We start from the raw sequence: 20,783 nt of genomic DNA, 5'->3' as shown, positions 1-20,783 counted from the left end.
AATCCTCATGGACGAGCTCGCCTTCGAGGGGATTGCGCTGCCGCAACCGGCTGCCGGTCCCGTACCCGTCGGCACTCCGGCCAGCGCCCCGGTCGCCACCCCGGCCGCCGTCGTGTCACTCACCGTGCGGCTCGGCGAGCGCCTCCAGCGCACGCACGCCGGCGTGCTGGCGGCCCATCAGGCCGTCGTCGCCTGGCAGCTCGCCCGTGCCGCGGCCCCCGGGACACCGCCCGTGCCCGCCCCAGCCCTTGCCGCCGTCCCCGTCCCTGTGAGGGCCCGGCCCGTCGACACGGTGGCGACGGTCCTGTATGCCGCCGCCCGCGCCATCCGGGCTGCTGGCACCGGCCCCTACCCGGGGAGCGCGGTGCTGACCTGGCTGGACGAGCCGCGGCAACAACCAGACGCCACGCCCCGTGTCGAGCACGACGGGGAAGCGTGGCGGATCGCCGACGGCGAGCGGGACGTCGCCATCCTGGCGCCGTACGACCCACGCAACCCCTGGCCCGAGCCCCCGGTCTGGCGCGTCCCGCCCGAGCCACGCCCCCTGGCCCGCACCGCGGAGACCCGGCTGACCGCTCCCGGCCTCGAGGCGCTCGGCGCCGGTGACATCGCCCGCGTCCTCGGGTCGGCCTTCGACCAGAGCGGGCAGCCGCCCGTCGCCCTCCCCGCGCCCTGGCCCGCCCGGCTGCTGGAGACGGCCACCCTGCTGGACCCGCGAGGCGGCCGATACACACAGGGCCTGCTGCACGCCACCACCCGCCTGCCCCACGGCGACGACCACGACGGCCACGACGATCGCGCCGCGCTGGCGTGGCCGCACTGCGTGGCGGCGGCTCTGGAGCTGCTGCGCGTCCACGCCTTCCACCAGGGGCTTCACCTGTGCCTGCCCGGCGCCCGCGCCACCATGCCCGACCGGCGGCCCGTCCTGGTCGAGGTCCTCGACACCCCCGCCCCGCCCGGCGCGGAACTGCGACTGGAAGCGGAACTCACCGCGACCGGCATGCTGCCCAGGCCGTATGCGACCGCCGACTGCCGGATCACCGTGGACGGCCGTCCCCTCGTGCGGCTGCGGGACCTGGGTGTCGTCCTCAAGGAGGGGCCGGAGGAGGACGTCCTGGACCCCGACCGGCTCAGCCGGCGCACGAGCGTGACCGGCAAGCGCGTCCTGGCCGACGAACTGCACACCGCGATCTTCGCCGAGGGCGACCTGGGCACGGTCCCGCTGCCCGGGACCACCACCCGGGTCACCGGCCGGGTCCGCCCCCGGCTGCCCCGCGGCGACTTCCGCATGCTGGACCGCGTCGTCGAGTCGGACGGGGCCTGGGGTCGCTACCGACCGGGCACCCAGGGGCTCGCCGAGTACGACGTCCCGCCCGACCCCTGGTACGTACAGGAGAACGGCGGCACGATGCCGCAACTAGCCCTCATGGAGACCGCGTTGCAGGCCGCCGGCCTGTTCAGCGGCATGCTCGGCGTCGCGGGCGAGTACCCCGACCGGCACCTGTCCTGCCGCAACCTCGACGGCAGGGCGCGGCTGCTCCGGCACGTCGACACGCCGGGCACCACCGTGGAGCAGCACATCACCCTGCGATCGCACTCAGCCCTGCCCGGCGGCTTCCTGCACCGCTACGACTTCCAGCTGCGCGCGGGCGGCGAGCCCTTCTATGTGGGGGAGGCCGTCCACGGCTTCTTCACCCCCGAGCTGCTCGCAGAGCAGCAGGGGCTGGACGGCGGTACCTACCGGCCCCCCTGGCTGGAACGCCATCCGCCCGCCCCTGCCGACATCCTCCGCTTCGACCTCCGCCGGGCCCCCCAGCCGGGGCGCGGCCGCCTCGCGCTGCTGGAGGACGTGACGCTCGTACCCGGCGGTGGCGACCACGGCGCCGGATACGTCCTGTGCGACAAACCCGTGCGCCGTGACGACTGGTTCTTTCACCACCACTTCTTCCAGGACCCCGTGATGCCCGGCTCCGCTGGGGTGCAGATGCTCTACCAGGCGGTGCACGCCTATGCCCTGCACACCGGACTGCTCGACCACCTCGTCCGCCCCCGCCTGTATATCGCCCTCGGCGAGGAGCTCCACTGGTCGTACCGGGGACAGATCCTGCGCGAACACCGGCGCGTACGCGGCGAGGCGCACATCCACCAGGTGCGCCGCGAGGACCGGCAGGTCCTGTTGCGCGCTGACGGCAGCGTCTGGCGCGACGACCTGCGCATCTACCAGGTGGACAACATCGTGGCCGACATCCGCGGGGAGGCCCCGTGACCACGCGGGGGAAGGGAGCGACGATGGCACCCGCTCAGGTGCGGTACGACGCCGACGGCGTCCACGCGGTCCTGGCCGACCTGGACCGTCCCTGCTACATCGTCAGCGGCGGCGGCCGCATGGGCGCCACGAGCGAACCACCCCATCCCGGTGCCGGCTTCACCGTCCTGGCCGCCGTCGCCCCGCAGCAGCCCGACCGGCTCGGCTCCGCCGAGTTCCGCCGGCACCACGGCGTCCGCTACGCCTATATGACGGGTGCGATGGCTGGCGGCATCTCCTGCGAGGACTTCGTCATCGCCGCCGCCCGCGCCGGGCACCTCGCCTCCTTCGGGGCCGCCGGACTCCCCGAGGCCCGGATCGACTCGGCCCTGGAAAGGCTGGAACACGCCCTCGGCTCCACCGGGGTGCCGTACGCGTGCAACCTCATCCACAATCCCATGGCACCCGGCCAGGAACGCGCGTGCATCGACGCCTGCCTGCGCCACCGCGTGCGCTGTGTGGAAGCCTCCGCCTTCGTCCAGCTCACCCCCGACCTGGTGCGCTACCGCCTGGCCGGACTCCACCGCGCCCAGGACCCCACCGGCGTACGGGCCGAGCACCGGGTCGTCGCCAAGGTCTCCCGCCCGGAGACCGCCGGACTGTTCCTCCGCCCAGCCCCCGAGGAGCTGACGGCCGCCCTGGTGTCCGACGGTCGCGTCACCGCCGAACAGGCCGAACTTGCCCGTACGGTCCCACTCGCCGACGACATCACCGTCGAGGCCGACTCCGGCGGGCACACCGACCGCCGCCCCCTCGCAGTCCTGCTGCCCGCCGTCATCCGGCTACGCGACCGCGCCGCCCGCGAGAACCCCGCCACCGCGCGGGTGCGCGTCGGCGCGGCGGGCGGCATCGGCACCCCGGAGGCCGTGGTGGCGGCCCTCGCGCTGGGCGCCGCATACGTCGTCACCGGGTCGGTCAACCAGGCGGCCACGGAAGCCGGCACCTCGCCGGCCGTCAAACGCCTGCTGGCTGACGCGGGCCTGGCCGACTGCACGATGGCCCCGGCCGCCGACCTCTTCGAACAGGGCGTGACCGTCCAGGTCCTCGCCCGGGGCACCATGTTCCCCGGCCACGCCAGCCGGCTGTACCGCCTCTACCGCGACCACGACAGCCTGGCCGCCCTGCCGCCCACCGAACGCCGCTACCTGGAACAACGCGTCCTGCGACGCCCCCTCGACGAGGTCTGGCGCGACACGGCGGACTACCTGGCGACCCACCACCCGGCATGGTGCGAGCGCGCTGAGCGCGACCACAAGTTCCGGATGGCGGTGGTCTTCCGCTGGTACCTGGCCATGGCCTCGCGCTGGGCCGTCACCGGGGAGGCTGCGCGCAAGGGCGACTGGCAGATCTGGTGCGGCCCCGCGATGGGCGCCTTCAACGCCTGGACGGCCGGCACCGTCCTGGCCGACCCCGACCGCCGCCACGTCACCGCCATCGCACACCACCTCCTCCACGGCGCCGCCTTCCACGCCCGCATCACCCAACTCCAGCTGGCGGGCGTGCGGTTGCCCGCCGCCTGCGCGGAGTACCGGCTGCAAAGCTGAGCAGGATCGGGCGGCACCGGTGCGGCTTCCGGCCGGGCCGGGGCCTGCGGGGTGAGTCGGCGGCCGATCTGGGCGAGGATGCGGCGCCGCTGGGCCGGCAGGACGGGCAGGTCGAGAGTCTCGGCGCCCAGCCCGCGCAGGAACCGCAGCTTGCCCACTGTGCGACATCCCGTGAGTTCTCCTGAAGCCCGGCTGAGTCCCCAACTCCGAGGCCAGGGGTTCTTTCTCCTTCGGGGTGCTCTGCGACTCTGTGACGTAACTTTCGGGATTCTTGAAGCGTTCTCACGTCATCCGACCGAGCTGCAGTCGGACCGAAGCCGAGGAGGCTCGGGTTGGCGGTGCCAGCGGTCGTACAGGATCTGCGTGACTACTGGGCGGATGCGTCGGCGGAGGAGCCGGAGCGGTTCGAGACCGACGTGCTGTCCGGGTTCGTTGTCCCAGGGGCGAGCGTCATCGTGCGGTGCTCGTCTGGCTGGCGATGAACGTGCGGACGGGGCCCGACAACTCGTCGGGCCTGCTGAGGGTCACCACGTCCGGCCCGCCACCATCGCGCATAGGCCGGTAGGTGATCTCCGGTAGGGTGATGCGTTCGGTCGCGGTGGGGACGACGGCCACGCCCGCCCCGGCTGCGGCGAGGGCAAGAACGCCGAGGGTGCCGCTCACCAGATGGACACGAGCCCGATGCTTGCCGGGGGCCGGCCCGAGCCGGGCCAGCATGGTCCCTTCCTCCTCGTGGGTTGCGAACACGATGAGGTCCCTGTTCGCCAGATCGGCTGTCGTCACTGAAGCTGCGGCGGCCAGTTCGTGGTCGTGCCTCATGGCGATCGACAGCGACGTCCCCGCGCGGCGGGTCACCAAGAGGTCGTCCGTGCAGTCGAGACCGAGGCCGGGGCTGTAGCCGATGTCGATCGTCCCGTCCCGGAGGCCCTGGACCTGGGCGGCGGGTGGGAGTTCGGCCAGGCTGAGTTCTACTCGGGGGTGTGCCTGGTGGAAGCGGTGCAGGTCTGCGGTCAGGACGCCGTGCAGTACGGCGACGCCGGAGAATCCGATCCGCACCGCGCCGATCTCGCCGCTGATGGACTGCCGGGCAACGCTCAGCGCCCGGTCGGCCTGCGTCAGCGTGCGCTGTGCCTCAGCCAGCAGTAGTTCTCCCGCCTCGGTGAGGTCGACCCGGCGGCTCGTCCGGGAGAACAGGGGGCCGCCCACTTCGCGTTCCAGTCCCTGCACCTGGGTGCTGAGCGTCGATTGCGTCACGTGCAATCGGGCCGCCGCGCGGCCGAAGTGGCGTTCCTCGGCGACTGCTACGAAGTACCGCAGATGCCGCAACTCCATCCGACCTCCATCGCTTGAAACGATGGATCGATCGTATCAATGAACTGGACCGATCAAATGTGCGGCCAGACACTGGATGCGTGACAGCGACACTGCAGGACCGTCAGGACATAGCCGACCTCATGACCGGATGGATCCACCGTGACCTCGCCGAGTGGGACCAGCTGCGTGAGCTGTTCCACCCGGACGGACGGATCGAGATCACCTGGTTCGAGGGCACGGCTTACGAGTTCGTCGACGCGTCCGCGCGCATGGGCGCCTCCGACTTGCGCTCCAAGCATCTGATCACGGCGCCCGTGGCGACCTTCTCAGCCGACGGCACGCGTGCAGTCAGCGAAACCAACGCCGTCATCATCGGCGAGAACGTCCGGATCGAGCTCGGCTGCAACAGTCACAACCGGTTCATCGACCGCCTTGAGCAGCGGAACGGCGTCTGGCGCATCCTCGACCGCAAAAGCGTCTATGACTTCGGCTCTTTCACCTTCCCCGCCGGCGTCGTGGAGATCGACCGCGAGGCGCTCGCCGGGTACCCGCGGGAGTACGCGGCGCTGGCGTACCTGCTGGAGGTGAGCGGGTTCCCCGTCCGCCGTACCTTCGCGACCAAGGGCAGCGAACGGGAACGCGTCATCAAGCAGTCCGCGTTCGAGTGGCTGCGCGGGGAGGTGAGGACGTGACGCTCACCACGGTCACCAGTGTCGCGGTCTTCGACGGGACCGACCTGCTTGACGGTGCCTGGGACGTCTCGTTCGACGAGTCCGCGATCATCGGAGTCACCCCGGCCGGTACGAACCCGCCCGCCGGACGGATCGTCGACGGTGCCGGCGCGACCCTGCTGCCCGGCCTGATCGACGCTCACGTGCACTTCTCCGCCCACCATCAACTCAGGGCGCTCGCCCGGTCCGGAGTGACCACCGCACTGGATATGGGGACCTGGCCGCCGCTGTTCGTCGCAGCGCTGCGCACAGCCGGCGCAGGCGCGGACCTCCGCAGCTGCGGCGCCCCGCTAGCCGGACCCGGCGGGCCACATGCGGACATCCCGGGCTTCCCCGCCGACAGCCTGGTGACGACAGCGGAAGAGGCCCGCCGCTGCGTTGCGCGCCGCGCCGCCGAAGGCGCGGACTACATCAAGCTGATCGTCGAACGGCCCGGAGCGGGCGGACCCGACCTGGGCACTGCGACCGCCGCGGTCGAGGCGGCTCACGCGGTCGGGCTGCGGACGGTGGCCCACGCCAGCCACACCGCCGCGGTCAAGCTCGCTGTGCGGGCCGGTGCCGACGTCCTCACCCACGTCCCGCTCGACACCGACATCGATCACGACCTGGTGCGGACCCTTACGAGTGGAGGACACGTCGTCGTCCCCACACTGACCATGATGCGCGGCACCGCGAACAACCTCGGCGACCCCGCGCTCTCCTTCGACCACGCGCGCAACACGGTCGCGGCGCTGCACCAAGCCGGTGCCACCATCGTCGCCGGAACCGATGCCAACGACGCGCCTGGAGTGCCCGCAAAGGTGCTGCACGGCAGCAGCCTGCACGACGAACTCACCTTGCTCGTCGAGGCCGGTCTGAGCCCCCTCGAAGCGCTGCAGTCGGCGACAAGCGTGGCCGCGAGCACCTTCGCCCTCCATGACCGCGGCCGTATACGCCCGGGCTTGCGCGCTGACCTGCTCCTCGTCACCGGCAACCCGGTGACTGACATCGCCGCAACCCGCCATGTCCAAAGCGTCTGGACAGACGGCGAGGCCGTTGACACGGCGAAAAGGTCGTGTACATCCTCGGGCGGCCCACCTGCTGAACCAGGCGGCCGAGACTGACCCAGCGAGTTGACCACGAACCCGCGGGCCACCCCTCATAATCGGGGCCTCGCACCCGCGGGTTCACGTCGAAGAACCTTCGGTTTCCGCGAACTCGCGGGGATCTGTGCCCCGTAGTCCTAGCTCAGACACCAGCCGCAAAGTAGCGGGTGATCACGCGCTCGCCGGTGTGGCGGCCTGCTTGTCGTATTCGTCCAGCATCGGCATGACGGTGGCCGGGCGGGGGGGTGCCGGCCCTTCTTCGTGCCGGTGGTGATGACGAGGCGCTTGGCGACGTCGCGCGGGCTCATCTCCTGGTACGCAGGTGGAGGGCCATGGACAGTATGTCTTCGTCGGTGACGCCCGCGCCGTCGATGGTTCTGCCACGTTTACGGGCGGACTCGTGGTCTTCGAGGGTGCCGTCGCGGATGTACTTGCGCTCCATGCCCGACATGGCCGAGAACATGGTGAACACGATTTCGGACGGGTCGTACGAGCCTTTCAGTTCGCCGGTGAGGAACTCCAGGCCGACGTCGCTGGCCTTCAGTTCGTCGGTGAGCAGGGCGAGTTCGATGCCGCGGCCGAGCCGTTTGTGTTCGCGGACGACGAGGGTGACGGTGACGCCGGGGGAGCGGATGTCCCCGGCGAGTTTCACGGTGGCCTGCAGCTCCGGGCGTTTGGTGGCACGCGTGGAGATCTTCTCCGAGAAGACGCGCGTCACGCCGGTCTCGGCGAGTGAGTCGGGTTGTGCATCACTGGGGTGCGGTTGTGGCGCGTGCGTACCAAAACACCACAGCGTGGGACTCGTTCCAGAAGCCTGCGACCAAAGATTGCTTACCATGTTCGGCGTTACATCGTGACGCGTTATATCCTCCCGCGTAGTTCGACGGAGAGGGGAGTCATGGCGTCCGAGACCGATCCGGCCGTACTCGTGTTGGCGAGCCTGGCTGACGAACCCAGGCACGGTTACGCGATCACCCAGGACATCGCGAACTCGGTCGGTGTTGTCCTCGGCCCCGGCACTCTGTACGGGGTGCTGGCCCGGTTGGAAGCTGACGGGCTGATCGAGGCGCTGCCCGCGCAGGGGCGTCGCCGCCCCTACCGGATCACCGCTCTCGGCCAGCGCACGCTGGCCGAGCAGGCGGAGCAGATGCAGCGGGTGGCCGATCTGGGGCTACGCCGGCTCCGGGCCGCAGGGGCCATGCCGTGAAAATCCCGAACTCCGCCGAGGGCAGGCCCGACTGGCGGGTGCGCGTGCTGGTCGGGTTGTATCCGCCCGTGTGGCGCCACCGCTACGCCACGGAGTTCGCGGCCCTGCTGGAGGACGGTGGCGTCGGGGTTCGGCAGGTGGTCGACGTCGCGGCTGCGGCGGTGCGCGTCTGGGCCCGTCCCAGCAGGCACCTGCACGACCGGACCGGACGGATGTGCACCACCGTCGCGGTGACGCTGTGCGCGTGGACGGCGCTGGCGGCCGGCGCCGTCCTGTTCGCCAAGACCACCCGGGACGGGGCCTGGTACGTCACCGGGCACACCGACCCGGCCGCAGGGTGGTACAACGTCTACGCGCTGGCCTCGGCCACGTCGGCGCTGGCCATCGCGGTCGGCTGGCTGCCCCCGGTGGCCGCCGTCCTCCGCACCCCGCAATGCCATCCCGGACGCCGCCGCGCCCGCCTGCTGTTACTCGCCCCACCGGTCGCCGTATCGGCCTTCCTGGGCGTTGCGGCGGTTCTCCGGCTGATCACCCACGGGACGGGTGTCGGCCCCACCGCGTTCCTGGTCCTGGTCGGGCTCGGCCTGTTCGCCGGTGCCGCCTTCGCCGCCGGACCGGCCGCCGCGCTGCGGCACGTCACGCCGGGCGGTGCGGGGCTACGCCTCGCCACCGTGGCCGGCGCGGTCGCCACGGCATTCATGGCGGTGGCCGTCACCGCCAGCGTCGGCTGGAGCCTGGTCGCCTTCGCCGACCGGCCCGGGCTTACGGCACTGACCGGCTACGGCACGGTCATGGCGGTCACGCTGGTGGTCGCGGCGACCTCCTCCGCACGCGGCCTGCGGGCCGCCATCGCACGTACCCGGGGCAGCGTCGATGCGCACTGACCGTCGGTGGCTACGCCGAACCCTGAAGACCCTGCTCGTCCTGGCGATCGTGCTGGTGGTGACGCTCGGCGGCTACATCGGCTATGTGGCGGTCCGGCAGGGGCAGCAGGTCACCCTGCCCGCCCCGACCGGCCGTTATCCAGTCGGCCGGACCACGGCCGACTGGACCGACCACGCCCGCACCGATCCACTCGCCCCGCGGCCGGGCATGCCGCGGGAGCTGTCCGCGTGGCTGTGGTACCCGGCCGCACCCGCCCCCGGCGCACCACCCGCGCCCTACGCCCCGGGCGCATGGTCGGGACTGCACATGGGCGGCCTGCCCGGGCTGGGCGAGACCAGTTTCGCCGACATCCGGGTGCACGCCGTCGCCGACGCCCCCGTCACCGCAGGCCGGTTCCCCGTGGTGGTGCTCGAACCCGGGTTGGGTCTGGCCGCGCCGCAGTACACCACGCTCGCGGAGAACCTGGCCAGCCACGGATACCTGGTCGCCGGGATCACCCCCACCTACAGCGCGAACCTGACCGTGCTGAACGGACGGCCGGTGAGCGCGACACCCGCCGGCAACCCGCAGGACTCCGACGCGGCCGCCATGCGCCCCGCCAACGACCGGCTGGTCAGCGTATGGGCGGCCGACGACCGCTTCGCCGCGACCCGGGTCGCCGCGCTGGACGCCACCGGCCGCTTCGCCGGACACGTCGACGCGGCCACCACCCTGTACCTGGGCCACTCCTTCGGCGGAGCCGCCGCGCTCCAAGCCTGCCACGACGACCCGCACTGCGCCGGAGCAGCCGACCTGGACGGAACCCAGTTCGGCACGGTCGTCCACTCCGGACTCGGCAAACCGATGATGCTGCTGGCCAGCCAGAGCTCCTGCATCACCGGAACCTGCCGGCCGAGCAATGCCGACGAACAATCCGAACGCGACGCCGCCCGCGCCGTGCTGGCAGCCAGCACCGGGCCCGTCTGGAGTTACCGGCTCAACGGGGCCGAGCACTTCAACTTCAGCGACTACGGCGCCTACTACCTGGCCGCGCCGATCCGGTCTGTGGTCGGGCTCGGGTCGATCGACAGCGACGACACGCTGACCATCACCAACGCCTACCTGGCCGCGTTCGTCGACCATGTGGCCCGCGGCCTGCCGGAACCGCTGCTGGCCGGCCGGTCCTCGCCGTACCCCAAGGTCGGGGTACAGCGCACCGCGTCGTGAGCCTGCGTCGTGGCCGCGTCCGGCTCGGCCCAGGTCTCCGGCTTGGCGAAGCGGAGCTCCTTCCCGTGCTTCGGCGGCCGCCCGCCCAAGGGGTAGGCCAGGGCGTACTCCTTGAGGGTGGGCGTCGGCCGTCGCATGACGCGGTCGGAGCGCATCCGACCCAGCACCTCGGCCGGGAGGCCGGCCAGGAGGTGGGCCATGCGCGGGGCGTCATAGCCGGCGTCGAAGACGGTGAGGATGTCGCGGTCGCCGAAGTGCCAGCGACCCATCTCGATCAGGTCCTCGACCACACGGCGGAGCTGGGCGGCGGTGACCTCGGCGACGTCGTCCCCGGGTCCGAGACGGACGGCGTCCAGGAGCCGGCACCAGGACGTCCGGCCCGATTCCAGGGCGGCGACGAAGGAGTACGGCCAGCAGGGGATGAACTGGTACGAGGACCGGCCGCTGCGGCCGTAGACGTGGCAGAACAGGCGGTCCGCGCTGGTCGGGGCGTCGGGGCGGAGCCAGTTGCCGACGTCGACCGCCAGGACCAGGCGCCCGTCGGCGGCCTGCGGCATCGGCAGACCGGCCAGCACCGGCCGAAGCCGGGGAACGTCCACGTTCCCGCAGTTCAACGCCTCGTACATCGCGCTGTGCCCGCGCCGGTGCTCAGCCACCCGCGTCAGATCCACCGGCGACGTCACCGGACCGTCCGCGCACAGCAACGCATCGACCAGCTCGAGCAGTTCGTCCCTGCGCGCGGTCAGGCAGTCGAAAGATTCCTCTCGGAAGCGTGACGCTTGCGCGAACGCTTCCCCGGGACCGGCGTCAGGCAGCAGACTCACCCTCACGGCCTTCGTCTCGATCGGTGCACCTTGGTCGGAGCACATGATCAGACGAAGGCCGCCCCAGCGTCCGCCGAACACCCAGGTGAGCGGCCTAGTTCGAGGCCCATTTCGGCACCGGACCGTCCGCGGTGCCGACAGCTGGGGATGACGTCAGCCAGCAAACCGGCCGAAACTCTATGCGCCCATCGCGCCTTGCACGAATCGCCGAAGGTGCGCACGCACGGCGTCAGGCTGCTCCAGCCAGGGCTCGTGCCCAGCGCCCTCGATCCGCGTCAGTGGAAGATCGAGCCGGAGCGCAAGTGATTCAAGAGCCGACACAGGGCGGGGATCGTCAGCCCCACCGAGGAGTTCCGTTCGCGCGGGCAGGCACGCGCGCAGCTCGGCCAGATGCGCATCGAGCGGGTCCGCGCGTCCTTCCCTGCCAAGTTCACCATTCACAGTCCAGTTGACGGGGCGACGCCGCCGGGCGCCCTGTGCTGCCCAGTGCCACCCGCGTTCGGGATCGGCGTGGTCGGTGAACCAGGCCAGCGTGAGCAGCTCGACTTCCTGTTCCTCCGTGCGGTCCGGCAACTCCTTTAATGCGCGGAGCCGTTCCTGCTGTGCTGCGGACATGCGGCGATCGCGCTCCGCTTGGTCCCCGGAGCGCCAATCACCGACGAACGGCCCGCACATCAGCAGCATCGCGGCAACCCGGTCAGAGTGTGCCAGGCAGAACCGGCTCGCCAGGTTAGTGCCGTAGGAATGCCCAATCAGCACGGCCTTGGATACGTCCCATGCGTCGAGCAGCTCAGCAAGATCGTCGACATGCCGGGTGAGGGAATGGCGCCCCCGCCAGGGCGACCGGCCCGTGCCGCGCTGGTCGTACCGGTACACGGGCGCAAGGTCCGCGACCATGGCGGCGACATCGCCCAGGTAGTCCGGCAGACCCGGACCGCCATGGAGCATGACCACCGGCGGCCGCCGGGTGGCGTCTCCCATCGCCATCCAGCGCAACTGCGCCTCGTCCGTCATCGACACGAAGCCCTGCGTCTCCACCGAGGTCACCGCGGAGAACCTACCGGTCTCATTGAGGCTCTGCGAAAGGTCAAATCACAAGCTGAGTGCAGCGGCCGGTACTGCGGCTGAAGCGGTCCGGTCGGGCTTTCGCCGGACCGGCCGCGGGTGCGGCCGGTCCGACGGGAGCGGCGGGATGTGGTGTGGTCAGCACCGAGGCGCCGAGACTGTCGGGGTCCTCAGCGGGTCACCGGGTGAGGGCCGCGTGGGCCTGCGCTGCGGCTTCGACGACGCCTGGCCACAGCGGATGTCCAAGGTAGGCGGCCTCGTCCGCCTCGGGCTCCAGGGCGTCGAGGATCTCGTCCAGGCGGTCGGCGAGGCATTGGATCGTCCGTGCCTCCGACGCGTCGCGGAGTGTGGTGCCGATCGCCGCGGAAGGGTCGTCCAGTACGGCGGTGTCGTCGTAGAGGATGTGGATGTTCATCGTGAGGTCGTCGAAGTAGCCCGGATGCGGGTACTGGCGCTCGATCCAGACGCGTCGCTGGTGGTCGGGGTCGGACAGCGCTTGGACCGCGGAGATGATCTGCTCACGCATCTGGGGCAGTCGCACCTGCGGTGTCTGGTTCACGGCTTGTCCCATTCCTTCCAGTGGAGCCATTCCTCCAACGGGATGTGGGCTTCCTCGGCGTGATCCTTGATCGAGCCGATTACGGGCTTTCCATCGCGGCCGATGATCTTACCGCCGGAGTTGATGACGACGTGGTCGACCTGCTGGAACACCTGGGAGTTGTTGGGGTTTCCCTGGTCGATCCGGACGCCGTTCCCCTTGCCGTCGTTCCAGAGGTAACCGATGCCCTTCTTGTTCCCCTTCATGAACGGCTTGAGGGAGTCCGGCACCTTGTCCACGGCGTCCTGCGGGAGCCAGCCGTCGACGGTCCTGCTGACCCGGCTGGCCTCGGCGACGCCTTCGACGCCCTCTTCGACCTTCTTGGCTGCCTTGAGTTCGCCGACGCCGGGAATGACGACCATGGCGGCGAAGGCACATTTGCCGAGGGTGGGGTTGTCGATGCAGTCCTGGATGTCCTTGCCGCCGGAGAGCGTCCACAGTCCGCCGTAGATCATGGCGGCCTCTTGCGGATCCACGTTGATCGGCGGATCCATGACACCACCGTCCTTGAGGCAGTCCGGGTAGTAGCCGGGACGGGGGATGTAGTGGCAGTGCTTGGTCTTCTTCTTGGCCTCGGCCTGCGCCTTGCGTGCCTCTTCAGCCTGGCGGCGGGCTTCGGCTTCCTGGGCCCGGCGCTTGTCCATGGTGATCTGCCATGCCTGGGAAGCCTGTTCCTGGGCTTCCTTGGCGCTCTTGCCGGCGGCGATCGCGGAGTCGCGGGCGTCGGTGGCGGACTGGTCGGCCTGGGAGGCGGAGGTGCGGGCGTAGTTGGTGTTGAACTCGGCCTGGGCGGCCGACTCGGTGGCGTCGGCGGCGGCACGTGCGGTGGCCACGGACTTGCGGGCCTGGTCGGCGGAGTTCTCGGCGCTGGCGGCGGCCACGTCGGCGTCGTGGGCGTAGCCCTGGGCCTCGTGGGCGGAGTTGGCCGCTTGGTTGGCCGCCTTCTGGGCATCGGTGGACGCCCGGTGGGCGTCGGCGGCTGCCTTGGCGGCGAGCCAGCTGTTCTTGCGCGCCGTGGCCGCGATGCCAGAGACTTCGGCGATCAGGCGCTGCATCTGGGCGTTGTGGGTGTCCGCGAGCTTGTCCTTGCGGTCAGCCATGCACTGGCCGACGTTGAGGAAGGCTTCGAGCTGATCGGCGGGGCCGGCCAGGGCGACCTTGGCGGCTGCCTTGACCTCCGGGCCGCCGTCGTTGACGAGTTTGGAGGCGGTCACGCGTTCGTCGTCGCTGCGGGCGGAGTACTGGCCGTTGGCGATGAAGGCGGTCCCCGGCCTCCCGGGGCAGTAGACCCGGGCCCGTTCCTACGCTGCCGCGGCGCAGGGGCGGAAGCGGGCTAGGTAGGCGAGGGCGGAGCCACGGTGTGCGGCCAGGTGGAGGCCGGAGTCGTCGGCGAGGCGGTGCAAGGTGCCGAAGGGGATCCAGTGGCGGTCGAAGAACTCGCCGACCACCAGTCGGCCTCCGGGGGTGAGCACCCGGACCGCCTCGGCCAGCACCCGCTCCGGCTCCGGTACCTCGCCCAGTGCGGTCACCAGGTACATGGCGTCGAACGTGCGGTCAGGGAAGGGGAGTTCACGAGCGTCACCTCGGGTGGGCGTGATGTTGGCGATGCCGTGCCGTTCCGCGCGGCGCATCACGTGGTCGAGCATCTCCGGCTGGATGTCCAGGACGTCCAGCCGTCCGTCCGGGCCGAGTTGGGGAGCGACGTGCAGCGACTGCAGGCCGGTGCCGGGACCGACTTCCAGCACCCGCTCACCTGGCCTGGGCCGCAGCACGGCGTCCAGGCGGTTCGCGGTCAGATACGGCAACGGCAGGTCCAGCAGCTTGTGTTGGGCGTACGGGTAAGGGGCCTTGTCGCCGAACCACAGGGCGCCGGCGGCGACGGCACCGGCGGCGAGCGCCCAGCGGACGGCGGGCTTGGCCAGGACGGTGTGGGACATGGATCTCTCCTTGGGAGGGGATGGTGGCGTGCGGGAAGGAGGCGGGGCCGGGAGCGAGGGTCAGGCTGTCTGGCGGGCAAACCTCCGTACCGCCAGCACGACGCACACCACCGCCAGCGGCAGTTCCGCGCCGACCGCCATCACCACCGCCGATATCTGATCCGCGCCCGGTGCCGCGGTCACCGTGTCGAACCAGGCGTCGACCACCAGCAGCGTCGCGGTGGCGACGGCCGTCAGCGCGTGCAGGTGGTGGCCGCGTGCAGCCAGCAGCCCCGTGGCGATCAGCCCCAGCGCCTCCAGCGCGTCCAGGCCGATCCAGGCGGTGCACCAGTTCGAGGCGATGGCGGTCCCCGGCAGACCGTTGGCCAGCACGACCAGCCACGGCAGCAGGGCCAGCCCGCAGCCGACCAGGACGTGCTCCAGGCGGTACCGGCGGCCGATGCGCAGGCCGGCCGAGCCGCGGACCTCGTCCTGAAGTCGGCAGACGCTCAGCGTGCTCATCGGATCGGTCTCCTCGCGTTCCCGGTGCTCCTTCACGGCCTCCAGCCTCGCCCGCCAGGCGCTCACGGTCAGTAACGCGAATGTCCGTTGTGGGGGTGGCACTGGCTACACCCCGAGGCGGATGCTCTTGCCATGGCCCGCCCCCGGCCCGGACACCTACCGTTTCCCCATGCACACAACCGCCCGCCTGCGGCGCCTACTTCTGTTCCCGTTCCAGGGAGCCGGACGACCGGTCTCGTTCCTCGTCACGGGCGTCCTCGTCCAGCTCGGCGTCCTCTTCGTCGCGTCCCTGCCGTGGCTGCTCTTCCTCCCGGTCCTCGACCCGGCGGGCCAACTGCTCCTCGCGGTGTTCATCCCGTTCACGGCCATCGTGCTCGCCGGGCCGCTGCTGACCGAGGTGCAGCGCGGCCGCTTCCGCACCCGGCTCGACGTGGCCATCCCCTCGCCTTACGCGGGACAGCGGCCCCGGCTGCCGGAGTGGCTGCGATCCCGGGCGGGGCACCGGCAGCTCAGGTACCACCTGCTGGACGGGCCGCTGCTCGCTCTCACGGGGTCCTTCACCCTCCTGGCATGGGTCGTGGCCGGCACCGCCACCTCGATCTACCTGTGGATCTGGCTGGTGCCGCTGGACTGGCGCGTCGACCATCCCGGCTACTACACCTGGGCGGCGTACGTCACCGCGGCGGGGCTCGCCCTGCTCCACATCGCGCGGTTGTCGACCGACGCCCTCTCCCGGCTCGACACCCGCACCGCCACCGTCCTCCTCGGGCCCAGCCGCGAGGAGCAGTTGGCGCGCCGGGTCGAGGACCTGACCGAGAGCAGGACCGGCCTGGTGGACGCGGTCGATGCCGAACGACGGCGTATCGAACGAGACTTGCACGACGGAGCCCAGCAGCGGCTGGTCTCCCTGGCCGTCAACCTCGGCCTGGCCAAGGCCACGCTCACCGACCTGCCCGAGGAGGCCCGCAAGGTGATCGGCGAGGCGCACCGGGAGGCGAAGGAGGCGATAGAGGAGCTGAGCGGCCTGGTGCGCGGGCTGCACCCGGCCGTGCTGGAGGACCGCGGCCTGGACCCCGCGCTGTCCGGCATCGCCGCCCGAGCACCCATCCCTGTACGGGTGAAGGTGGACCTGCCGTCGCGGCCGTCGCCCACGATCGAGGCGGTCGCCTACTTCGTCGTCTCCGAAGCACTGACGAACGTGGTGAAGCACGCGGAGGCGTCCAGCGCCGAGGTCACCGTGGAGCGCTTCGGGACGACGCTGCTGGTCGTCATCAGCGACGACGGGGTGGGCGGCGCGGAACCCACCGGTGGTACCGGGCTGGCGGGGCTGGCCAAGCGGGTCGCCTCGGTCGATGGCACGCTGTCGGTCGACAGCCCCGTCGGGGGGCCGACCGTCATCACCGTGGAGCTGCCGTGCGTGCCGTGATCGCCGAGGATTCCGTACTGCTCAGGGTCGGGGTGGTCAAGGTCCTGGAGATGGCCGGCTTCGAGGTCGTCGCCGAAGTCGGCGACGGCGAGGCGCTGTTGACCGCGGTGGAGGAGCACCGGCCGGACATCGCGGTGGTGGACGTCCGCATGCCCCCCGGTTTCACCGACGAGGGAGTGCGCGCCGCGCTGGTCATCAGGCAACAGTGGCCCAAGACCGCGGTGTTGCTGCTCTCGCAGTATGTGGAGGAGCGGTACGCGGCCGATCTGCTGTCCGCCAACACCTCCAGCATCGGCTATCTGCTCAAGCAACGCGTCGCGGACGTGGAGGAGTTCGTGGACGCGCTGCGCCGGGTCGCGGCCGGCGGGACAGCGCTGGACCCGCAGGTCGTCTCGCAGCTTCTGGTACGCCGCCACAGCGGCCCGCTGGACCGGCTCACCCCGCGGGAACGCGAGGTCCTGGAGCTGATGGCGGGCGGCCGGTCCAACGCCGGGATCGCGGGGCAACTCGTGGTCAGCGAGAGCGCGGTGGCCAAGCACATCAACAACATTTTCGCCAAGCTCGACCTGCCGAAGGCGGACGCCGACCACCGCCGGGTGCTCGCCGTACTGAGCTTCCTCGGCGTGGCCTGATCCCGGCCGACCCTGCGGACCGCATCCCCTTCCACTTGGGCCTTTCCGGCCTTTCTCCGGCATGACATCCGGGCGGGACTGCTGCATGATCGGGTGACAGCGGGGTTTATGCAGCCAGAGCTGCGGGTGGGGTCATGATGGTCTCGTACTCGACGGGGGTCAATCGACCCAGGCGTCGTTGCCGGCGGCGCCGGTGGTAGGTCCGTTCGATCCAGGTGACGATCGCGATCCGCAACTCCTGGCGGGTGGCCCAGACGCGGCGGTCGAGGACGTTCTTTTGCAGCAGTGCGAAGAAGCTCTCCATTGCGGCGTTGTCGCCGGCAGCCCCGACCCGGCCCAGTGAGCCGACCAGGCCGTGCCGGGTGAGGACGGCGGCGACCTTGCGGGACCGGAATTGCGATCCGCGGTCGGAGTGCACGATGCATCCCGCAGCGGAGCCGCGGCGGACGACGGCGGACTCCAGCGCGGCCACGGCGAGGCGGGACTTCATCCGGGCATCGATGGAATAGCCCGCGATGCGGCCGGAGTACACGTCCTTGACCGCGCACAGATACAGCTTGCCCTCGCCGGTCGCGTGCTCGGTGATATCCGTGAGCCACAACCGGTTCGGCCCGTCCGCGGTGAAGTTCCGCCGCACCAGGTCATCGTGGACCGGTGGCCCGGCTTTGGCGTTCTTCCCGCGGCCCCTGCGCTTGCCGAAGGCATTCCACCAGCCGTTGTCCCGGCAGATCCGCCAGGCCGTTCGCTCGGCCATCGCCTCACCGGCGACGCGGGCCTCGTGGAGAAGGAAGCGGTGCCCGAACTCGGGATCGTCGCGGTGCGCGTCGAACAGGGCGTTGGCCCGGTATGCCTCGGTCAGTTCGGCGTCGGTGGCAGGCCGGGCCAGCCACCGGTAGTAGGGCTGACGAGCCAGCCCGAGCACCCGGCACGTCACCGCCACCGGCACCCTGCAAGGGCCTCGGTGTGAGCGCGGGCCTTGTCGGCGGCTTCGGCCTCGATCTGCGCGCGGGCGGCCTGCAGCCTGGCCAGGCGCTTCTCCCGGCGGTCCAGCTCGGCGGGCAGGTCGGTGTCCTTGCCATTGGGGCCGAATGTCTGGTCCTCGGCTTCATCGGTGGCCTGCGCGTCGGCCAGCAAGGCCTGGGCCTTCGCCTCCAACTGAGCGATCTCGGCCGTCCAGGGCGACGCGGCCCATCCTGACCATGCCGAGTTTCTGCGCGAGGTGCAGGGAATGGGTGAACAGGTCGGCGAGGGCGTCCAGGTGGCGGCGGCGGAACCGGGCGATCGGGCGGAAGTCCGGGGCCTTCGGCGGCCGGGAACCGGAACGCGACGTCGTCGGTGCACTTGCGCTCGATCGCCCGTGGGGAGCGGACGCCGGTGGTGTAGCCGTAGATCAGCAGCCGCAGCATCAGCCGGGGATCGTAGGGCGGGTAGCCCCGCTTGTCGGTGTAGTCCGCCAGCACCGGCGAGAGGTCGAGGACCTCGTCGACCAGGTCGGCGACGAACCGGGCGAGTTGGTCCTGGGGCAGCCAGTCGTCCAGCGGCGGAGGCAGCAGCAGGACCTGGTGCGGGTCGAAGGCCCGAAACGTCTTGTCCTCCGCCGCTTGACGGCCCCGAGACCGCTTCTTCTCGACCGGCTCGACATCGAACAGTCCATCCCCGCCACGCATGCCGTGATCATCTCGCATGAAAGATCGCGAAGCGCCAGCAGGTCGCCGCCGGGCCTTCGTACGTGGCAGTGGTCAGCCTTGCTGGCGGAAGTCCAACATGTAGAAGACCTTGTCGTAGCGGTGTTCGCCGACGGCGACGAAGTCGGGCAGACGGCCGTATTCGGTGAAGCCCAATGACCGGTAGAGGTGCAGGGCATTGGTGTTGTCGCCACGGGCGTCCAGGGTGAGGACCTCGATACCTGCCTCCCGGGCGTCAGCGATCAAGGCAGCGGTCAGTACTCGACCGACACCACGACCATGCGCAGCAGCATCTACCGCGATCTTCTCCAGGTCGGCGTGGGGCCGGTGGGTCGGTCGGGCGTAGCGCAACCAGTACCCCAACCCGACCAGCTGACGGTCGAGGTAAGCGGCACGCAGAGCCGCATCCCCGGCCTCCACCGCAGAGACGACGTGCCCGAGAAGGCCCGCCACCTCATCCCGCGAGGGTGGCTCGACCCAGCCCAGCGAGGCACCTCCACTGACCAGATCCGCCAGGATCTGGTGAGCCGATTCCGTAAACCGGATCTCCAGCTCCGGATCGGAAGTCAGCTGTACGGCGTCAAGGACGACGGGCTCAGTGGTCACACCGCTGGTCATGGTCGGCAGCATAGCCAGCACAGGGCCCAGCCGAGACCTCGCGCTCCAGCCTCGAATGCCCCGAGCCGTTACTGGCCCACGCTCCTAGCTTGATCTTTAACCTGTGCGGCGGGGTTTCGGGGTCAGGCTCCCTACACCGGCTGGTGGCGCTCGGCCACAGAGAAACACAACGGCAACGTGAATCGTGGGGCGATCGGCCGTCACTGACGGGGGCCCAAGTGCGTCTACCGGTAGTTCGTCGAATCCGGTGGTGGTGTGGTTGACGGGCAGGTCGGGTTGGTCGTAGGCCGGTGGGAGGAGTCAACTGCCTTGCCGGGGGCTGAAGATGACTGCTCGCTGTCCGTGTCCGCCTATGCCGGGGCCGTTGGAGGGCTACGCGGCCCGGTTTCGGCGACCTCTTCTTCAGTCTGGCCCAGCGGCGGGGCTTTCGCGAGTATCTGACCGGGCTGCTGGCGCCGCGGGGGAACGGAACAAGACGATCACCTGTCTGGCCGGGGCGGAGCCGGTGGAAGGTGCGGGGTGCCAGCGGTGCAGCGGCTGCGGTTTTTCCTGATCCCCGCCGACAACCGTCCGCACCCACTCCCGCGCCCGCCCGCAAACCCGCAGCTCACGACGCCGGCCCTGCGATGCTCGGGAGGCCGACATCCCCTCTACGCCCCCGAGTCCACGCCCGCCGGCAGGAAGAAAAGAGAAGTGGGTGGGTGGGACAGGCAGGCCCTGGGCGGCGAGCGAGGGGATCGGGCGCCGCCGGTGTTCCTCGCGCGACGGCGGGGCCGCGCGCGACGCCGGGCGGACAAGCCACCCAGCCGCAGGGGAAAAGTGGGGCAGCGGTGTCGTACCCGGCGAACACGGTGCTGCTATGGCTGCGCACTCCCAAGGCCCGAACGGGCTCGTTCCTGATGCCTGGCCCTGCGGTGGCGCCGGGTTCCTGCTTCCGGAGCCGTTCGACCTGAAGCTCGGCACTGGCGGGTTCCCTGTCGGCTGTCGCTCATCCCAACACCGCCGCCACCCCCGCCAACACCGGTACCGACGCCACCGTCGACAGCAGGATGGACTCTCTCGCCAGGGACTCGGCCACCCGGTACCGGCTCGCGTACGTGAACAGGTTCTGCGCGGCCGGCAGAGCCGAGGTCACCACCACGTCCAGCAGCGGGGCGCCGTGCAGGCCGAAGACGCCGCTCGCCAGTACCCATGCCACGGCCGGTTGGCCCAGGGACTTC

Annotated in this window: 18 protein-coding genes and 4 pseudogenes; 10 read left to right on the top strand and 12 right to left on the bottom strand. The window is 70.7% G+C overall.

Translation table 11 applies throughout. The annotated features are described in order from the left end of the window. The first annotated feature begins 7 nt into the window (after positions 1 to 7). Both BIV23_RS31280 and BIV23_RS31275 read left to right on the top strand, forming a co-directional pair. Complete coding sequence (locus tag BIV23_RS31280) at positions 8 to 2,266, top strand: hypothetical protein (RefSeq protein WP_079173504.1); 2,259 nt, start codon at positions 8 to 10, stop codon at positions 2,264 to 2,266. Between the two features lie 23 nt (positions 2,267 to 2,289). After that, positions 2,290 to 3,849 (top strand): PfaD family polyunsaturated fatty acid/polyketide biosynthesis protein, encoded by a 1,560-nt coding sequence (locus BIV23_RS31275; protein WP_071384350.1) that lies wholly within the window; start codon positions 2,290 to 2,292, stop codon positions 3,847 to 3,849. A gap of 450 nt (positions 3,850 to 4,299) precedes the next feature. Here BIV23_RS31275 and BIV23_RS31270 read toward each other — a convergent pair whose 3' ends face one another. After that, complete coding sequence (locus tag BIV23_RS31270) at positions 4,300 to 5,181, bottom strand: LysR family transcriptional regulator (RefSeq protein ID WP_071384349.1); 882 nt, start codon at positions 5,179 to 5,181, stop codon at positions 4,300 to 4,302. A gap of 80 nt (positions 5,182 to 5,261) precedes the next feature. Between BIV23_RS31270 and BIV23_RS31265 the strand changes: the two genes are divergently transcribed. Together BIV23_RS31265 and BIV23_RS31260 are read left to right on the top strand one after the other, a co-directional pair. Beyond that, positions 5,262 to 5,855: a nuclear transport factor 2 family protein gene (locus tag BIV23_RS31265; RefSeq protein WP_079173503.1), complete on the top strand. Its 594-nt coding sequence runs from the start codon at positions 5,262 to 5,264 to the stop codon at positions 5,853 to 5,855. Continuing rightward, complete coding sequence (locus BIV23_RS31260) at positions 5,852 to 6,997, top strand: amidohydrolase family protein (protein WP_071384347.1); 1,146 nt, start codon at positions 5,852 to 5,854, stop codon at positions 6,995 to 6,997. The genes BIV23_RS31265 and BIV23_RS31260 overlap by 4 nt, the downstream gene beginning before the upstream one ends. Before the next feature lie 286 nt (positions 6,998 to 7,283). Here BIV23_RS31260 and BIV23_RS52380 read toward each other — a convergent pair whose 3' ends face one another. After that, a complete protein-coding gene (locus BIV23_RS52380) occupies positions 7,284 to 7,697 on the bottom strand; it encodes a recombinase family protein (protein ID WP_245790717.1) in 414 nt (137 codons plus the stop codon). 180 nt (positions 7,698 to 7,877) lie between these two features. Here BIV23_RS52380 and BIV23_RS31250 point away from each other — a divergent pair, with 180 nt between their 5' ends. The 3 genes from BIV23_RS31250 to BIV23_RS31240 are packed head-to-tail and all read left to right on the top strand — an operon-like array spanning position 7,878 to position 10,277. Further along, the gene (locus tag BIV23_RS31250) at positions 7,878 to 8,186 is read left to right on the top strand and encodes a PadR family transcriptional regulator (protein WP_071384346.1); all 309 of its coding nucleotides are present in this window, start codon (positions 7,878 to 7,880) and stop codon (positions 8,184 to 8,186) included. After that, positions 8,183 to 9,070 (top strand): hypothetical protein, encoded by an 888-nt coding sequence (locus BIV23_RS31245; protein WP_071384345.1) that lies wholly within the window; start codon positions 8,183 to 8,185, stop codon positions 9,068 to 9,070. Before BIV23_RS31250 ends, BIV23_RS31245 begins: the two co-directional genes overlap by 4 nt. Next, entirely contained in the window at positions 9,060 to 10,277 is a 1,218-nt protein-coding gene (locus BIV23_RS31240; protein ID WP_071384344.1) for an alpha/beta hydrolase, read from the top strand. The genes BIV23_RS31245 and BIV23_RS31240 overlap by 11 nt, the downstream gene beginning before the upstream one ends. Here the strand turns inward: BIV23_RS31240 and BIV23_RS31235 are convergent. The 6 genes and pseudogenes from BIV23_RS31235 to BIV23_RS31210 all read right to left on the bottom strand — a co-directional run. Beyond that, positions 10,193 to 11,101, bottom strand: a pseudogene (locus tag BIV23_RS31235) (transposase); the annotation flags it as partial. The gene BIV23_RS31240 and the pseudogene BIV23_RS31235 sit on opposite strands and share 85 nt — an antisense overlap. Before the next feature lie 177 nt (positions 11,102 to 11,278). Next, positions 11,279 to 12,148: an alpha/beta fold hydrolase gene (locus BIV23_RS47130; protein ID WP_245790716.1), complete on the bottom strand. Its 870-nt coding sequence runs from the start codon at positions 12,146 to 12,148 to the stop codon at positions 11,279 to 11,281. Positions 12,149 to 12,344: 196 nt separating this feature from the next. Beyond that, complete coding sequence (locus BIV23_RS31225) at positions 12,345 to 12,725, bottom strand: SCO4402 family protein (RefSeq protein WP_079173502.1); 381 nt, start codon at positions 12,723 to 12,725, stop codon at positions 12,345 to 12,347. Continuing rightward, positions 12,722 to 13,978 (bottom strand): hypothetical protein, encoded by a 1,257-nt coding sequence (locus BIV23_RS31220; RefSeq protein WP_071384342.1) that lies wholly within the window; start codon positions 13,976 to 13,978, stop codon positions 12,722 to 12,724. Before BIV23_RS31220 ends, BIV23_RS31225 begins: the two co-directional genes overlap by 4 nt. Positions 13,979 to 14,065: 87 nt before the next feature. Then, the gene (locus BIV23_RS31215; RefSeq protein ID WP_071384341.1) at positions 14,066 to 14,701 is read right to left on the bottom strand and encodes a class I SAM-dependent methyltransferase; all 636 of its coding nucleotides are present in this window, start codon (positions 14,699 to 14,701) and stop codon (positions 14,066 to 14,068) included. A 60-nt stretch (positions 14,702 to 14,761) separates the two neighbouring features. Beyond that, positions 14,762 to 15,268, bottom strand: coding sequence for a hypothetical protein (locus BIV23_RS31210; protein WP_071384340.1), 507 nt, complete (start codon positions 15,266 to 15,268; stop codon positions 14,762 to 14,764). A 103-nt stretch (positions 15,269 to 15,371) separates the two neighbouring features. Here BIV23_RS31210 and BIV23_RS31205 point away from each other — a divergent pair, with 103 nt between their 5' ends. Both BIV23_RS31205 and BIV23_RS31200 read left to right on the top strand, forming a co-directional pair. Then, complete coding sequence (locus tag BIV23_RS31205) at positions 15,372 to 16,628, top strand: sensor histidine kinase (protein WP_071384339.1); 1,257 nt, start codon at positions 15,372 to 15,374, stop codon at positions 16,626 to 16,628. Continuing rightward, complete coding sequence (locus BIV23_RS31200; protein ID WP_071384338.1) at positions 16,616 to 17,260, top strand: response regulator; 645 nt, start codon at positions 16,616 to 16,618, stop codon at positions 17,258 to 17,260. Before BIV23_RS31205 ends, BIV23_RS31200 begins: the two co-directional genes overlap by 13 nt. Before the next feature lie 106 nt (positions 17,261 to 17,366). Here the strand turns inward: BIV23_RS31200 and BIV23_RS31195 are convergent. The 3 genes and pseudogenes from BIV23_RS31195 to BIV23_RS31185 form a co-directional block, all read right to left on the bottom strand. Further along, positions 17,367 to 18,206 (bottom strand): annotated as a pseudogene (locus tag BIV23_RS31195) (IS3 family transposase); the annotation flags it as partial. An 11-nt stretch (positions 18,207 to 18,217) separates the two neighbouring features. Next, positions 18,218 to 18,909: pseudogene (locus tag BIV23_RS47125) on the bottom strand (transposase); the annotation flags it as partial. A 90-nt stretch (positions 18,910 to 18,999) separates the two neighbouring features. Beyond that, a complete protein-coding gene (locus BIV23_RS31185; protein ID WP_071384374.1) occupies positions 19,000 to 19,563 on the bottom strand; it encodes a GNAT family N-acetyltransferase in 564 nt (187 codons plus the stop codon). 325 nt (positions 19,564 to 19,888) lie between these two features. Between BIV23_RS31185 and BIV23_RS54080 the strand changes: the two are divergent. Then, positions 19,889 to 20,115 (top strand): annotated as a pseudogene (locus BIV23_RS54080) (IS701 family transposase); the annotation flags it as partial. 436 nt (positions 20,116 to 20,551) lie between these two features. Here BIV23_RS54080 and BIV23_RS31180 read toward each other — a convergent pair. Then, positions 20,552 to 20,783 (bottom strand): AEC family transporter (locus BIV23_RS31180; RefSeq protein ID WP_177240102.1); only part of this gene is annotated, 232 nt, incomplete at its 5' end.

This window comes from Streptomyces monashensis (genome assembly GCF_001866665.1).
In the GTDB taxonomy this organism is placed as follows: Bacteria; Actinomycetota; Actinomycetes; order Streptomycetales; family Streptomycetaceae; genus Streptomyces; species Streptomyces monashensis.
Note: the sequence above shows the minus strand (reverse complement) of the source record. Positions and strands in the feature narration are given on the sequence as shown.

Excerpts from the sequence above, each read along its gene's own strand:
- BIV23_RS31280 (WP_079173504.1), top strand. The coding sequence starts at position 8 with ATGGACGAGCTCGCCTTCGAGGGGATTGCGCTGCCGCAACCGGCTGCC.
- BIV23_RS31275 (WP_071384350.1), top strand. The coding sequence starts at position 2,290 with ATGGCACCCGCTCAGGTGCGGTACGACGCCGACGGCGTCCACGCGGTC.
- BIV23_RS31270 (WP_071384349.1), bottom strand. The coding sequence starts at position 5,181 with ATGGAGTTGCGGCATCTGCGGTACTTCGTAGCAGTCGCCGAGGAACGC.
- BIV23_RS31250 (WP_071384346.1), top strand. The coding sequence starts at position 7,878 with ATGGCGTCCGAGACCGATCCGGCCGTACTCGTGTTGGCGAGCCTGGCT.
- BIV23_RS31240 (WP_071384344.1), top strand. The coding sequence starts at position 9,060 with ATGCGCACTGACCGTCGGTGGCTACGCCGAACCCTGAAGACCCTGCTC.
- BIV23_RS31215 (WP_071384341.1), bottom strand. The coding sequence starts at position 14,701 with ATGTCCCACACCGTCCTGGCCAAGCCCGCCGTCCGCTGGGCGCTCGCC.
- BIV23_RS31205 (WP_071384339.1), top strand. The coding sequence starts at position 15,372 with ATGCACACAACCGCCCGCCTGCGGCGCCTACTTCTGTTCCCGTTCCAG.
- BIV23_RS31185 (WP_071384374.1), bottom strand. The coding sequence starts at position 19,563 with ATGACCAGCGGTGTGACCACTGAGCCCGTCGTCCTTGACGCCGTACAG.